This is a genomic window from Amycolatopsis viridis, assembly GCF_011758765.1.
Lineage (GTDB): Bacteria > Actinomycetota > Actinomycetes > Mycobacteriales > Pseudonocardiaceae > Amycolatopsis_E > Amycolatopsis_E viridis.
Genome location: NZ_JAANOU010000001.1, coordinates 2,892,888 through 2,904,829, shown reverse-complemented (window position 1 = coordinate 2,904,829; position 11,942 = coordinate 2,892,888). Strand labels below are relative to the sequence as shown.

The following is an 11,942-nucleotide window of genomic DNA, read 5'->3' as shown; positions in this document are numbered from 1 at the left end:
CGCTGCTCGCGGTCGTGGTGGGCGGCTTTCGAAGAGGGGTGGGAGCTGTCGACAGTCCGGCTCACCCCGCCAGCGACCGGCCCGACTCCGCGAGGGTCTCGCGCAGGATGCGGATGGCCCTCGGGCCGACGCCGTGCAGCGCGAGCAGCTCGTCCTCGGTCCGCTCGGCGACCTGGTCGAGGGTGGTGATCCCGGCGGCGGTCAGCGCCCGGGTCGCCGGCCGCCCGATGCCCGCCGGCAGGTCGCCAACGGCCCCGGCGGCCGCGGTCTCGGCGGCCCCGGCCTGCCGCGCGAGCCGTTCCGGCGCCTGCGCCAGCCAGGCGCGGCGCACCCAGTGGTTGAGCTGCTGGCCGGTGATGTCCGCGAGCGGGATCCGCACGCCGCCGGTCACACGTTCGGCCGACGGGCAGGCCGCGACGACCTCGGCCGCGTCGGCCGCGCACAGGTGCAGGTGGGCGCGCCGGCCTTCCGCCAGCGCGGCGAACGGCTTGCCGGCCACGGTGAACACCCCGCCGTCCTCGACCGCCTCCGGGAGGTAGGCCGCGGCCTTGCGCAGCTGCGCCACGGTGGTCATGAGGCGCGGAAGAACCGGTCCAGCACCCGGGTGCCGAACTTGAGCGCGTCCACCGGCACGCGTTCGTCCACGCCGTGGAACAGGCCGGAGAAGTCGAGGTCGGCGGGCAGCCGCAGCGGCACGAACCCGAAGTTGCGGATGCCCAGGGTCTGGAACGACTTGGCGTCGGTGCCGCCGGAGAGCATGTAGGGCAGCACCTTCGCGCCCGGGTCCTCGGCGGCGATCGAGGCGGTCATGGCGTCCACGAGCGCGCCGTCGAAGGTCGTCTCGACCGGGGGCAGCTCCATCCACTCCTTCTCGATGTCCGGACCGAGGATCTCGTCGAGCTCGCGGTCGAACGCCTCTTCCCGGCCGGGCAGGATCCGGCAGTCCACCGCGGCCTCGGCGACCGAGGGGATGACGTTGGACTTGTAGCCGGCGGTCAGCATCGTCGGGTTCGCGGTGTCGCGCAGGGTGGCGCCGATCATGCGGGAGATGGCGCCGAGCTTGGCCACCGCGCCGTCGATGTCGTGCTCCGGGAAGTCCCAGCCGGTGATCTCGGTGACGCCGGCGAGGAACTCGCGCACCGAGTCGGTCAGCACGAGCGGGAACCGGTGCTCGCCGAGCCGGGCGACCGCGGCGGCGAGCTTGGTGACCGCGTTGTCGCGGTGGATCATCGAGCCGTGCCCGGCGGTGCCGCGCACGCGCAGCTTCATCCACCGGATGCCCTTCTCCGCGGTCTCCACCACGTAGGTGCGCACATCGTCCTTGAGGTTGATGGAGAAGCCACCGACCTCGCTGATCGCCTCGGTGGCGCCCTCGAACAGGTCACGGCGGTTCTCCACCAGCCACTGGGCGCCGAACTTGCCGCCGGCCTCCTCGTCGGCGAGGAACGCGAAGATGATGTCGCGCGGCGGGACGATGTTCTCGCGCTTGTAGTGGCGGGCCAGCGCCAGCATGATGCCGAGCATGTCCTTCATGTCCACGGCGCCGCGGCCCCACACGTAGCCGTCCTGGACCGCCCCGGAGAACGGGTGCACCGACCATTCGGAGGCGTCCGCAGGCACCACGTCGAGGTGGCCGTGCACCAGCAGGGCGCCCCGGCTGGGGTCGGCACCGGCGAGGCGGGCGATCACGTTGTGCCGGTTGCGGCCGCCGGACTCCACGTACTCGATGTCGTAGCCGACCTCGGTGAGCTTCTCCGCGACGAACTCCGCCGCCGCCTTCTCCCCCACCAGTGTGTCCGGATCCCCGGTGTTGGTGGTGTCGATGCGGATCAGTTCGCTGGTCAGCGTGACGGCTTCGTCGGCCGCGATCTCGATGCTCACGCCGCCATTCCTACCACCCCGGCGGGGTGGCGGGCTCAGGGCCGGGAGCCGATCCCGGTACTCGCCTCGTGGATCCGGCCGGACGCGCTGTCCGCGGTGAGCGGCGGGGTGGCCATGCCCGCACCGGAACGCAGACCGGCCAGGAACTCGCTGATCGCGTCGAGGGCGGTGTGCCGGGGGATCCAGCCGAGCTCGTCGCGGGCGCGGGTGGTGTCCATGATCGGCAGTCGCAGGACCGTGTCCAGCAGGCCCGGGGAGGCGGGCAGCAGGTGCGCGTACCAGCCGGCGGAGACCGCGGCACGCAGCGCCCAGGCCGGCACCGGGACGGTGCGGGCGCCGAGCAGCCCGGCCAGTGCCGTGGCGTCGATCACCGGGTCGGCGGCCACGTTGAACGCGCCGCGCACGTCGGTCAGGGCGGCCAGCCGGAACGCTTCGCCGATGTCGGCGGAGTGCACGGCCTGCACGCGCAGCCCGGGCACGTCCGGGACGAGCGGGATGAGCGAGGGCCGGACCAGGCTGCCGGGGACGAACGGCCCGGCGAACAGGCGGCGCTGCGCCGACGCCGCCTCGCGCTTGAACACGAACCCCGGCCGCAGCCGCACCACCCGCACCCCGGGATGGTTCTGTTCGAACCCGTCCAGGTAGCGCTCCAGGTAGGACTTCTCCCGCGGGTAGGCCGCGCCGGGCCAGCCGTGGGTGGGCCAGCTCTCCGGAACCGCCTGGTCCTTCGGGCCCGGCGAGTAGGCACCGACCGACGAGGAGTACACCAGGGCGGGCGCGTTCTCCCTGGCGACCGCCTCGAACACGCGGATGGCGCCGAGGACGTTGACGCGCCACGTGGTGGCCGCATCGTGGGTGGGCTGGAACAACCACGCCAGGTGGATCACCACGTCGGCGCCACGCACCAGCTGACCGATCTGGTCCTCGGCCAGATCCGCGGTGCGCCACTCCAGCTTCGGGGCGCTCCACTGCGGCTCGCGCCGCACCACGCCGAGGATCGACGCGACCGCGGGGTCGCGGCTGAGCGCCTGGACGGTGCTGGTGCCCACGTTCCCGCTGGCCCCGGTGACGACGACGCGCAGGCCGCTGCTGACTGGCGAGTTCATGCGGATCCGGTTACCCGCCGCACCGGACGGCCAACCGCCGGGTTTGGCGCCCGCCCGAGCGGGGACACCTGCGGCACACGAGGAAAGGAGTGTGCATGGGACAGCCACGGCAGCAGCAGGAACCGCCGGGTGTGACGGGCGAGATGGAGCCCGGGCCGCAGGACCGGATGGAGGGCTACACCGGGCGCGGGTTGCTGCGCGACCAGCGGGCGCTGATCACCGGCGGGGACTCCGGTATCGGCCGCGCCGTGGCGATCGCGTTCGCCAAGGAGGGCGCGGACGTGGCAATCGCCTACCTGGACGAGCACTCCGACGCCGAGGAGACCGCCGAGCTGGTCCGCAAGGAGGGCCGCCGCTGCCTGCTCCTGCCCGGGGACCTGGGGTCGCGCGAGCAGTGCCGCAAGATCGTGGACGAGACGGTGCGCGAGCTCGGCGGGCTGGACGTGCTGGTCAACAACGTGGCCACGCAACAGGAGCTGGACGCACCCGAGGACCTGACCGACGAGCAGTGGATGCGCACCTTCGACGTCAACATCCACAGCTACTTCCGGGTCACGCACGCGGCGCTGCCGCACCTCGGCGAGGGTTCGGCGATCATCAACACCGCCTCGGTGAACGGGTTGCGCGGCAACAAGTCGCTGATCGACTACTCGGCCACCAAGGGCGCGGTGATCGCCTGGACCTACGCGATGGCACAGGCGCTGGCCGACCGCGGGATCCGGATCAACGCGGTCGCGCCGGGTCCGGTGTGGACACCGCTGATCCCGGCGACGATGTCCGCCGAGCACGTGGAGAAGTTCGGGCAGCAGGTGCCGATGGGCCGGGCGGCGCAGCCGGACGAGCTGGCACCGTCCTATGTGTTCTTCGCGGCCGGGCAGCTGTCGTCCTACTACACCGGCGAGGTGCTCGCCGCGCTCGGCGGCGAGACGCTGCCGGGCTGAGGAGGGAAAGATGAGCGAGGACCGGATCCGATCCGAGCAGCAGGAGAACCTGGAACTCGACGCCGAGCCGGCACCGCTGGAGGACCCGGTGTCGTGGCGGGTGACCGACCCGGACCGGGCCGTCGAGCCGGACTCCGAGGCGCCGGGCGAGCAGTTCGCGGCGCCGGACCGCTCGAACGAGCTCGTCGACGCCGAGGGCACCGAGATCGGCGCGGCGGAAGGCCGCCAGCGGCCGGCGGGCGGTGCCGAGCAGCAGGCGATGCGGGTCGAGGACGGCGACGTTTGACGTCCCGGTGGTCCGGGAATTCCGTGATCAGGCACGAGAGGAGACTGGAGGTGCTCCGATGCCCGGACGTGAAGCCCTGCCCAGCACGCTGAAGCGGTCGTCGAAGAAGGCGCAGGACACGTGGGTGAAGACCCACGACTCGGCGGTCGAGACCTACGGCGAGGGCCGGCGTGCGCACCAGACGGCGTACGCGTCGCTGAAGCACTCGTTCGAAAAGGTCGGGGACCACTGGGAGGAGAAGGGCCGCAAGGGCCCCTCCGACAAGCAGGCCGCCCGCGGTGCCGGCCGCAAGCCGACGAAGACCGCCGGCGGCGTGGACGCTTCGGCCAGCAAACAGCACCTGTACGACGTGGCCAAGAAGCTGGACATCAAGGGCCGCTCGTCGATGAACAAGGACGAGCTGGTCAAAGCCATCCAGAAGGCCAACAACCGCAAGACCGCCAAGGCTCGCCGGTAGGCAGGTACTGGTGGGAAGGGGCCCGGCTCGGTGAGCCGGGCCCCTTCCGCGTTACGACGGGGGCAGCGTGGGTTTGCCGAGCCGGTCGATGGCTCGGCGGGCGGGCCGCGGCACCCGCCAGTCCAGCCGGGTGCCGGCGCTGCGTTCGAGTTTGGCCAGCACCTGCCGCGCAGCCGCGTAGGCGGCTTCCTGCTCGGCCGGGGTGGCGGCGCCCTCGGCGAGTTCGAGCAGCTTGATGCCCTGGTTGATCAGCGCGCGCTCGTCGGTGGTGAACCGGGACGCCCGCAGCTTGTCCGCCGCGGCGCACGCGGCTGTCCACGCCTTCTCCGCGTTCTCGGTCGCCTCCACGTACTTCTTCGCCAGGTCCACCGGCGGGTAGGACTCGGTGTGCAGGGCCATCGCCTCGTGGAAGGCGTCGATGAACCGGCCGGTCGAGGGCACCGCCGGGTCGGCCAGCGCGGGCCGCCGCAGCACCTGCTTCGGGTCGGCCTCGTAGGCGCCGTACTCCCCCGCGATGCGCGCGTAGCGGACGCGGGCGGTCTCCCACAGCGCCCGCAGCGACTCGCCCGCGTCGGGCGCGTCCACCGGACGAACGGGCGGCTTCGGCGGCGGGTGCGCGCGGGCCTGCCAGCGGTGGTGCATCGCCGCGCGGGAGTAGGACGCGGCCAGCACCCAGATCAGCACCATGACGGGCCAGACGAACGCTCCCAGGTCTTGGTAGGGCATCGGCAGCTCCCTCACCACGGCGGGCACCCGGCGCGGGTGCTCCTGACTCCATGATGCGCCTGGTTGCGGAGTGCGGGCGGGCGCCGCGGACCGCACCGTCCGGTGGTGGAAAGCGCCTCACCGCCCGGCGGGCACGGCTGGCAGAATCCGGGGCGGGAGCACGTCGAGGAGTGGGGAGCGGGTGCCGATGGGGCCGCTGGACGGGATCAAGGTGCTGGAACTGGCGGGCATCGGCCCGGGTCCGCATGCAGCGATGATCCTCGCCGACCTCGGTGCCGACGTCGTCCGCGTCGAGCGCCCCTCGGGTGGGTTGCGGATGATGCCGCCGGAGGCGCGGGACCACCTGCTGCGCGGCCGCCGGTCGATCGCCGCGGACCTCAAGACCGCCGAGGGCAGGCGGCTGGTGGGGCAGCTGGTGGCGAAGGCCGATGTGCTGCTGGAGGGTCTGCGGCCCGGGGTGGCCGAACGCCTCGGGGTCGGCCCGCAGGACTGCTTCGCCCGCAACCCGCGGCTGGTCTACGGCCGGATGACCGGCTGGGGTCAGGACGGCCCGATGGCCGAGCGCGCCGGGCACGACATCAACTACATCTCCCTCACCGGCGCGCTCTACGCGGTGCGGGACCCCGCGGGCAAGCCGATCCCGCCGCTGAACCTGGTCGGCGACTTCGGCGGCGGGTCGATGTTCCTGGTCACCGGGGTGCTCGCGGCACTGCTGGAGCGGGAGCGCTCGGGGCGCGGCCAGGTGGTGGACGCGGCGATGGTCGACGGGGCGAGCGTGCTGCTGCAGATGATGTGGGCGATGCGCGCGCAGGGCGCCTGGTCCGACGAACCCGCGACGAACCTGCTGGACACCGGGTGTCCCTTCTACGACACCTACCGCTGCGCCGACGGCGAGTACATCGCGGTGGGGGCGCTGGAGCCCCAGTTCTACGCCGAGCTGCTGCGGGGGCTGGAGCTGGACGGCGAAGATCTGCCCGCCCAGGGCGACCGGGACGGCTGGCCGAAGCTGCGGCAGCGGTTCACCGAGGTGATCGCCACCCGCACCCGCGACGAGTGGACGGCGGTGTTCGCCGGTACCGACGCCTGCGTGACGCCAGTGCTGTCCTTCGCCGAGGCGGCCCGCAACGACCACCTGGTGGCCCGCGGCTCGGTGCGGGAGCTCAACGGTGTCACCCAGGCCGCGCCCGCACCGCGGTTCTCCCGCACCCCCGCGACCGACCCGAAGCCGCCCTCGACCGCGGGCGCGGACACCGAGGACGTGATCCGGGACTGGGGTGTGCCGGGCTGACGCTGGTCAGGAGCTATCCCGTGGAATCGTCCGCGAGATGTCCCGGCAGCCCCACCTGGTCGGGGACCGCGCGGACCAGGTCGCGCAGCCAGGTCTCCAGGTCGTCGGGCCACCACCGCCCCGACGGCAGTCGCGAAAGCGCGCGCCGGACGGCGGACACCGTCGGCGCGGCGGGCACGACCCGGCTGGGCGCGGCACCGGCGAGCACACCCAGCCACCAGTGCTTGCCCGTGGCGGGCAGCGACTCCGGGTCGAGGACGACGTAGTAGTCCGGCAGCAGTGCGGCGCCCCGTCGCAGGTCCGCAACCGCGTGTTCGATGGCGACCTCGAGGGTGCCGGGCGGCGCCTGCTGGTCGAAGAACCCGGCCCACGCAGCCGCCACCCCGCCCAGCGGATCCTGGTCGTGCACCACGTAAGCCGCGTGCGTCTGCCCCACCAGGGCTGCGGCGCTGCCCGACCGCGCCACCCGCACGTTCGCCAGCCCGTCCAGTCCGGCCAGCACCTCCCCGGCAGCGGAACCGGTGAGCACGACGACGGTGCTGTTCGGCCTTGCCATACCGGCCAACCTACCGGCGGGCCGGGCGAGCGAGCAGCTCACCGTGGTGGCCCGGGTCGCTCGTCGCGCTCCCGATGCCCGGTCCGACGGTCACAACTTGGCCAGCATCGTGTCGACCACGTCCAGCAGCGCCGCCCGGTCGGGCTGGACGCGGGCGAGCACCCGCAAACCGTAGTAGCTGGTCAGCACGTGGTGGGTGAGCGCCATCGCGGTCCGGTCGCGGGTGATCTCCCCGGTGCGCTGCCCGTCGGCCACGACGGCGTGGACCGCGCGCTCGACGGTGGTGAAGTGGCGGCGCACCTCCTGCGCCACCTCCGCATCGGTGTTCGCCATCTCGATCGAGGCGTTGATGACGAGGCACCCCAGGGAGGGCGGATCGGCCAGGTCGAGGTCGATGGCCTGGGTCATCAGGTTCCGCAGCCGGTCCTTGACCGGCCCCGGCCGCCCGAGGAGCTCGACCTGCACGGCGGTGTTCGTCTCGTAGTAGCGGCGCAGCGCGCGCAGGTACAGCTGCCGCTTGTCCCCGAAGGCGTTGGACAGGCTGGACAGGCCCATGCCGGTCGATTCGGCCAGGTCGCGGGTGGTGGTCGCCTCGTACCCGCGCTGCCAGAAGGTGTTCATGACCGCGGTGAGCGCGCTGGTCTCGTCGAACTTCCTGGGCCTGCCCATACCGCCAACCTAACCCTTTTGGATCGGTTGTCAAAAAAGTCCGCGCTCAGTGCGGGCTGGAGATCTGCGGGACGGAACCGGCGGTGGTCGCGCGGCGCCCCCCGGCGGCCCGCGCGAGCAGCAGGCTCACCAGAGCGCCGACCGCGAGCAGCGCGCCCGTCCACATCGGGGCCCGGTAGCCGTAGGCGTCGACGCCCAGTCCGGCGAGCCAGCTGCCCACGGTGATGCCCGCGCAGATCGTCGCGGTGTTCATGGTGTTGATCAGGGCGCCGCTGTTGGACAGGCGCATGACCCGTGACGCCATGGCCGGGTTGAGCGGCATCCCGGTGAACCCGAGCAGGAACAGGGCGGCGATGGACAGCGCCTGGCTGCTCGCGACGAGCGCGTACAGGCCCAGGAGCACCGCGAGGACCACGCCGCCGAGCCACAGGACGCGCATCGTGTGCGCATCGGCCAGGCGGCCCAGCACGATGTTGCCCACGACGGTGCCCACGCCGTAGAGCACGAACAGCAGCGGGACGACGGCGGCGGAGAACCCGGCCACCTCGGTCAGCACCGGAGCGAGGTAGGCGAAGGTGGCGAACACCGCGCCGATCAGCAGGGCGTTGGTGGCGAACGCACCCCAGAGCCGCCCGCTGCGGAACACCGACAGCTCCGAACGCACGTCCGGCGCCTGCGGTGCCGGGACGGCCTTGACGGTGCAGACGACCAGGACGAGGCACAGGGCGACGAGGATGTCCACGGCCCAGAACGCGGCCCGCCAGCCCATGAGCTGGTCGATGAAGGTGGCCAGGGGCAGGCCGAAGACGTTGGCCACCATGAAGCCGCCGAACACGATGGCCAGGGCACGGCCGATCTTGTCCGCCGGGACGAGATTGGCGCACACCGAGGCGGCGAGCCCGAAGAAGGCCGCGGTCGCCAGGGCCGTGACGATGCGGGCGAGCACCATTGCCCAATAGGCGGTGGCGAGGGCGCCGATGGTCTGTCCCGCCAGGAACAGCACGAACATCATCACCATCGCCTGCTTGGGCGGCGCCTTGCGGAGCGTGAGCGTGAGCACCGGGCCGCCGAAGACCATGCCCAGCGCGAAGACGGTAACCAGGTTGCCCGCGGCGGTGATCGAGACGCCGAGTCCGTCGGAGAGTGACGGGAGCAGTCCGGCCACCATGACCTCTGTCGTGTTGAGGCAGAAGATCGCGAAGCCGAGGACGAAGACCGCGAGGGGCATCAGCGGGCCGCCTTCCGGCCGGGTGTTGCTGCCATGAGCTGAAGTCCTTTCTGGGCCGGCCGGGTGGCCGGGATGTGCGTTGCCGGATGCACGGTACCAGATTTTTAGTTCATCTGATCCAATATCCGCCGGACCGTAGCCGGGGCGAGCCGCCACCCGGCCTGACGGCGAGAGCCCCTCTCCCGGAGCAGCCCCGGAGAGTGAGATCCGCCGTCCCCATCTGGCCCGCGGCTCGGGTGAGCCGGTCGCACCTCCGGTTCCCGGGACGCGTCGGCGGCCCCGCCGTTCTGGCGTCGGGAATGGTGCCCAGTACACCAGAAAAATGTTCACATTAGCTGCAAAAGAAATTCGCATCAGGCGGGGTCGCGGAGGAACATGCCCAAGGAAGGTGCATCACCGCAGGGCTGATAGAGTGCGGATCATGGGGTTGAATTTTCGTGTAAAGACCAGGCGCATTATGGGTCAGGCCTTCGCCGTGCTGACGGTCGCAGGGCTCGTGCCGCTAGTGGGCGGCACACCTGCTTCAGCAGACCCGCACTGCGTAACCAAAAAGACGGGCACTTACACCGCGGAAGCAGTTTGCCGCCCTACCGGGCTCGATAAACCCGCCTATTCCCGGTATTCAGTTCAGGTGCAGTGCGAGAAGATGGATCCCGAGAAACGGATAAAGGGCAATGTCGTATCGCCGCCAAACGTATCACGCGTAACCTGTCCCAAAAACAAGGGAAAAGTTGTTCGCGTGGGGGTTGCCTCACGGGTCGCCGGTTAGCTGCCGCGCTCCCGGCTGTGTGGAGGCGGGCGGGCGGCAGAGACCGAGACAACCGCCTCCACACGGGCGATGTAGCCGCCGTCCGCGGCTACCTCGCCCGCCGTGACGGCAGGCGCCCATATCCGCCGCCGCACGATCCGCGGCGGGGTTGTGCACGACTGGTACGTGCGTGACATGTTCATCGACTGTCGCTCCGTTGCCGGCCTGCGGTGAGAACAACCACCGGCTCTGGTACTGCAATGGCATTGAGATGAGCGGGTAGCCAGGTCATGTGCCCAGATCCCTGATAAGCCGCGGCTCCCGGAGTTACCACACGATCCGCGCCGGAGGCCGCAAACACAGTGGCAACGCAGTCGTTGCTACATTGCCGCGATGGGGAAGATCAACTCGGACAGGCTCAAGACCCTGCTGGCAGAGGGCACGGTGCACGAGCTCGCCCAACGGGCGCGCTACGAGCGCGAACCAGCAGAGTTGCTGGAGGAGGCCCGTGAGCTGGTCACAGACCCCGATCCGACTGTCCGCCGGCAAGCTTGGGACGCGCTCGATCTGGTCGTCGACGACTCCACGCGAGCCGACCTCTTCGCACTCGTGCTGCGCGACCTCGAGCCCGAGCAGTTCCGAAGACTGCTGACCGATCCTGACCCGGTGGTGCGGAACCGAGCGGGCTGGGTGAACATCGTCGTCGTCGGATATCCGTCGCGCCACACCACAGCGCTGGAGCTGCTGGCCGACGATCGTTTCGAGTACGCCTGGCCGGAATGCATCGAGGTGTTGCGCCGCGACCCTCCGGTCAAAACTTTGGTGAGCGAGTACATCGAGGCGCCGCCGGATTTGCGGAAAAGGCTGTCGGTCGCGCTCGGCCTGCCCGCCGCGACCCCATTACTCGAAGTGTCGCCCGAGGGATGTTCCACACAGGTCCACTGCTGGCCGTTCACCTGGTGCAGCGGTGTTGTCGCCGCGCGTGAATGCCCGCACTTGCCTCTTTCCATCGCGTTGCTGGGCAGTTCGCTGCACGCGGTCAGGGACGAGGCGATGAACATCGTCGAGGGTTTCGGTCCCGGCGCGACCGATCTGTTGCGGTCCGCGCGGCGGTCGCTTCCCGCCGCTCGACGAAATGCACTGCTCCTGCTGGCCGGATTCGGGTGGGATCACATCCCCGCCGAGGACAGGAGGGCGCTACAGCGGTTGATCCGCATCAAGCAAGTGAGTGAAACTCCCGAACCACTGCCGGTGCTGGACGCCCACGGGGGATGGTACGCCTTCCCGACCACCGATCAGGCCGCGGTCCTGGACGCGCTCGACCTCACCGACCCGGTTCCCGCGACACTGCGCATGGGGAGCGCTGTCATGGAGCGATCAAGCTATTACCCCGACCAACCCAACCCCGAGGTCTTCGTCACGCCGGCACTGGACGGGTGGACCGTCGCATACTGCAAGAACGAGGTACTGGGTGGACTGGCCCCGAGAGCGGTCTCGACCGAACACCGGCACGACCTGTACCAGCGGCTGGAAGAACTGAGCCGACGATTCGGATCGGCACACTGGTACGAACATTTCGGCGTCGACGACTACACCTTCCTGACGTGGTCACAATGGTGCATCGCCCGGGAGGGTGAGATCCGCATGCACTGCGTGTCCTCCGACGACGTCTGGGTCTACCGGTGCGAGGAATCGAACCCGGTGGACTCCCTCGGCGAACTGAAGGCCTGGATCGAAGCCCACGACATCGGTCGCGCGAACCGACGGGATGACGAAGAAAGAGCCGAAGCATACGAAGACGTCCTCGGCGAACGTCACGGCGACGATCGCCTCCCGGACGAACACGACGCCGCCGAAGAGTCCGACGAGGACGGCAGACCGACAGCAGCGACGTGGGAGCAAAACCTACTCTTCGGGGCCTGGGCGGCAGCGGAGCATTTGTCGGTCGACCTGACGGACCTCGGCCCCCATACGCACGTCCACGGCACCGCGGTGCTGGCCGTCCCCCGCACACAGCGGGATCACCACCGCCGTGGGGTGCTCCCGATCTGACACA

The 11,942-nt window shown here is 70.5% G+C and carries 12 protein-coding genes; 5 read left to right on the top strand and 7 right to left on the bottom strand.

Translation table 11 applies throughout. The features are described from left to right. Positions 1-61: 61 nt before the first annotated feature. From FHX46_RS14350 to FHX46_RS14340, 3 genes are read right to left on the bottom strand one after another with little or no spacing between them, the layout of a single operon-like run. Positions 62-574: a hypothetical protein gene (locus FHX46_RS14350; RefSeq protein ID WP_167114451.1), complete on the bottom strand. Its 513-nt coding sequence runs from the start codon at positions 572-574 to the stop codon at positions 62-64. Further along, positions 571-1,881, bottom strand: a complete 1,311-nt coding sequence (locus FHX46_RS14345) for a M20/M25/M40 family metallo-hydrolase (RefSeq protein ID WP_167114448.1) — start codon at positions 1,879-1,881, stop codon at positions 571-573. The genes FHX46_RS14350 and FHX46_RS14345 overlap by 4 nt, the downstream gene beginning before the upstream one ends. Before the next feature lie 35 nt (positions 1,882-1,916). Next, complete coding sequence (locus tag FHX46_RS14340) at positions 1,917-2,987, bottom strand: NAD-dependent epimerase/dehydratase family protein (protein ID WP_208400147.1); 1,071 nt, start codon at positions 2,985-2,987, stop codon at positions 1,917-1,919. A gap of 95 nt (positions 2,988-3,082) precedes the next feature. On the opposite strand from FHX46_RS14340, the gene FHX46_RS14335 reads away from it, so the two are divergent. From FHX46_RS14335 to FHX46_RS14325, 3 genes are read left to right on the top strand one after another with little or no spacing between them, the layout of a single operon-like run. Further along, a complete protein-coding gene (locus FHX46_RS14335) occupies positions 3,083-3,928 on the top strand; it encodes an SDR family oxidoreductase (RefSeq protein ID WP_167114445.1) in 846 nt (281 codons plus the stop codon). A 10-nt stretch (positions 3,929-3,938) separates the two neighbouring features. Then, the gene (locus FHX46_RS14330) at positions 3,939-4,214 is read left to right on the top strand and encodes a hypothetical protein (protein WP_167114442.1); all 276 of its coding nucleotides are present in this window, start codon (positions 3,939-3,941) and stop codon (positions 4,212-4,214) included. Between the two features lie 58 nt (positions 4,215-4,272). Further along, positions 4,273-4,671, top strand: a complete 399-nt coding sequence (locus FHX46_RS14325) for a ChaB family protein (RefSeq protein ID WP_167114439.1) — start codon at positions 4,273-4,275, stop codon at positions 4,669-4,671. 51 nt (positions 4,672-4,722) lie between these two features. Here the strand turns inward: FHX46_RS14325 and FHX46_RS14320 are convergent, their stop codons facing one another. Beyond that, positions 4,723-5,397 (bottom strand): hypothetical protein, encoded by a 675-nt coding sequence (locus tag FHX46_RS14320; protein ID WP_167114436.1) that lies wholly within the window; start codon positions 5,395-5,397, stop codon positions 4,723-4,725. 187 nt (positions 5,398-5,584) lie between these two features. Here FHX46_RS14320 and FHX46_RS14315 point away from each other — a divergent pair, with 187 nt between their 5' ends. Continuing rightward, complete coding sequence (locus tag FHX46_RS14315) at positions 5,585-6,685, top strand: CaiB/BaiF CoA transferase family protein (protein WP_167121463.1); 1,101 nt, start codon at positions 5,585-5,587, stop codon at positions 6,683-6,685. Between the two features lie 13 nt (positions 6,686-6,698). On the opposite strand, the gene FHX46_RS14310 is transcribed toward FHX46_RS14315, so the two are convergent. The 3 genes from FHX46_RS14310 to FHX46_RS14300 form a co-directional block, all read right to left on the bottom strand. Further along, entirely contained in the window at positions 6,699-7,241 is a 543-nt protein-coding gene (locus FHX46_RS14310) for a hypothetical protein (RefSeq protein ID WP_167114433.1), read from the bottom strand. A 90-nt stretch (positions 7,242-7,331) separates the two neighbouring features. Next, on the bottom strand, positions 7,332-7,910 hold the full coding sequence (locus tag FHX46_RS14305; RefSeq protein ID WP_167114430.1) for a TetR/AcrR family transcriptional regulator: 579 nt from the start codon (positions 7,908-7,910) through the stop codon (positions 7,332-7,334). A gap of 46 nt (positions 7,911-7,956) precedes the next feature. Further along, positions 7,957-9,138 (bottom strand): MFS transporter, encoded by a 1,182-nt coding sequence (locus tag FHX46_RS14300; RefSeq protein ID WP_167114426.1) that lies wholly within the window; start codon positions 9,136-9,138, stop codon positions 7,957-7,959. Between the two features lie 1,141 nt (positions 9,139-10,279). On the opposite strand from FHX46_RS14300, the gene FHX46_RS14295 reads away from it, so the two are divergent. Further along, positions 10,280-11,938: a hypothetical protein gene (locus FHX46_RS14295; RefSeq protein ID WP_167114423.1), complete on the top strand. Its 1,659-nt coding sequence runs from the start codon at positions 10,280-10,282 to the stop codon at positions 11,936-11,938. The last annotated feature ends 4 nt before the right edge of the window (positions 11,939-11,942 follow it).

Coding starts and splice junctions, on each gene's coding strand:
- FHX46_RS14350 (WP_167114451.1), bottom strand. CDS start 574: ATGACCACCGTGGCGCAGCTGCGCAAGGCCGCGGCCTACCTCCCGGAG.
- FHX46_RS14340 (WP_208400147.1), bottom strand. CDS start 2,987: ATGAACTCGCCAGTCAGCAGCGGCCTGCGCGTCGTCGTCACCGGGGCC.
- FHX46_RS14335 (WP_167114445.1), top strand. CDS start 3,083: ATGGGACAGCCACGGCAGCAGCAGGAACCGCCGGGTGTGACGGGCGAG.
- FHX46_RS14330 (WP_167114442.1), top strand. CDS start 3,939: ATGAGCGAGGACCGGATCCGATCCGAGCAGCAGGAGAACCTGGAACTC.
- FHX46_RS14325 (WP_167114439.1), top strand. CDS start 4,273: ATGCCCGGACGTGAAGCCCTGCCCAGCACGCTGAAGCGGTCGTCGAAG.
- FHX46_RS14320 (WP_167114436.1), bottom strand. CDS start 5,397: ATGCCCTACCAAGACCTGGGAGCGTTCGTCTGGCCCGTCATGGTGCTG.
- FHX46_RS14315 (WP_167121463.1), top strand. CDS start 5,585: ATGGGGCCGCTGGACGGGATCAAGGTGCTGGAACTGGCGGGCATCGGC.
- FHX46_RS14310 (WP_167114433.1), bottom strand. CDS start 7,241: ATGGCAAGGCCGAACAGCACCGTCGTCGTGCTCACCGGTTCCGCTGCC.
- FHX46_RS14305 (WP_167114430.1), bottom strand. CDS start 7,910: ATGGGCAGGCCCAGGAAGTTCGACGAGACCAGCGCGCTCACCGCGGTC.
- FHX46_RS14300 (WP_167114426.1), bottom strand. CDS start 9,138: ATGCCCCTCGCGGTCTTCGTCCTCGGCTTCGCGATCTTCTGCCTCAAC.
- FHX46_RS14295 (WP_167114423.1), top strand. CDS start 10,280: ATGGGGAAGATCAACTCGGACAGGCTCAAGACCCTGCTGGCAGAGGGC.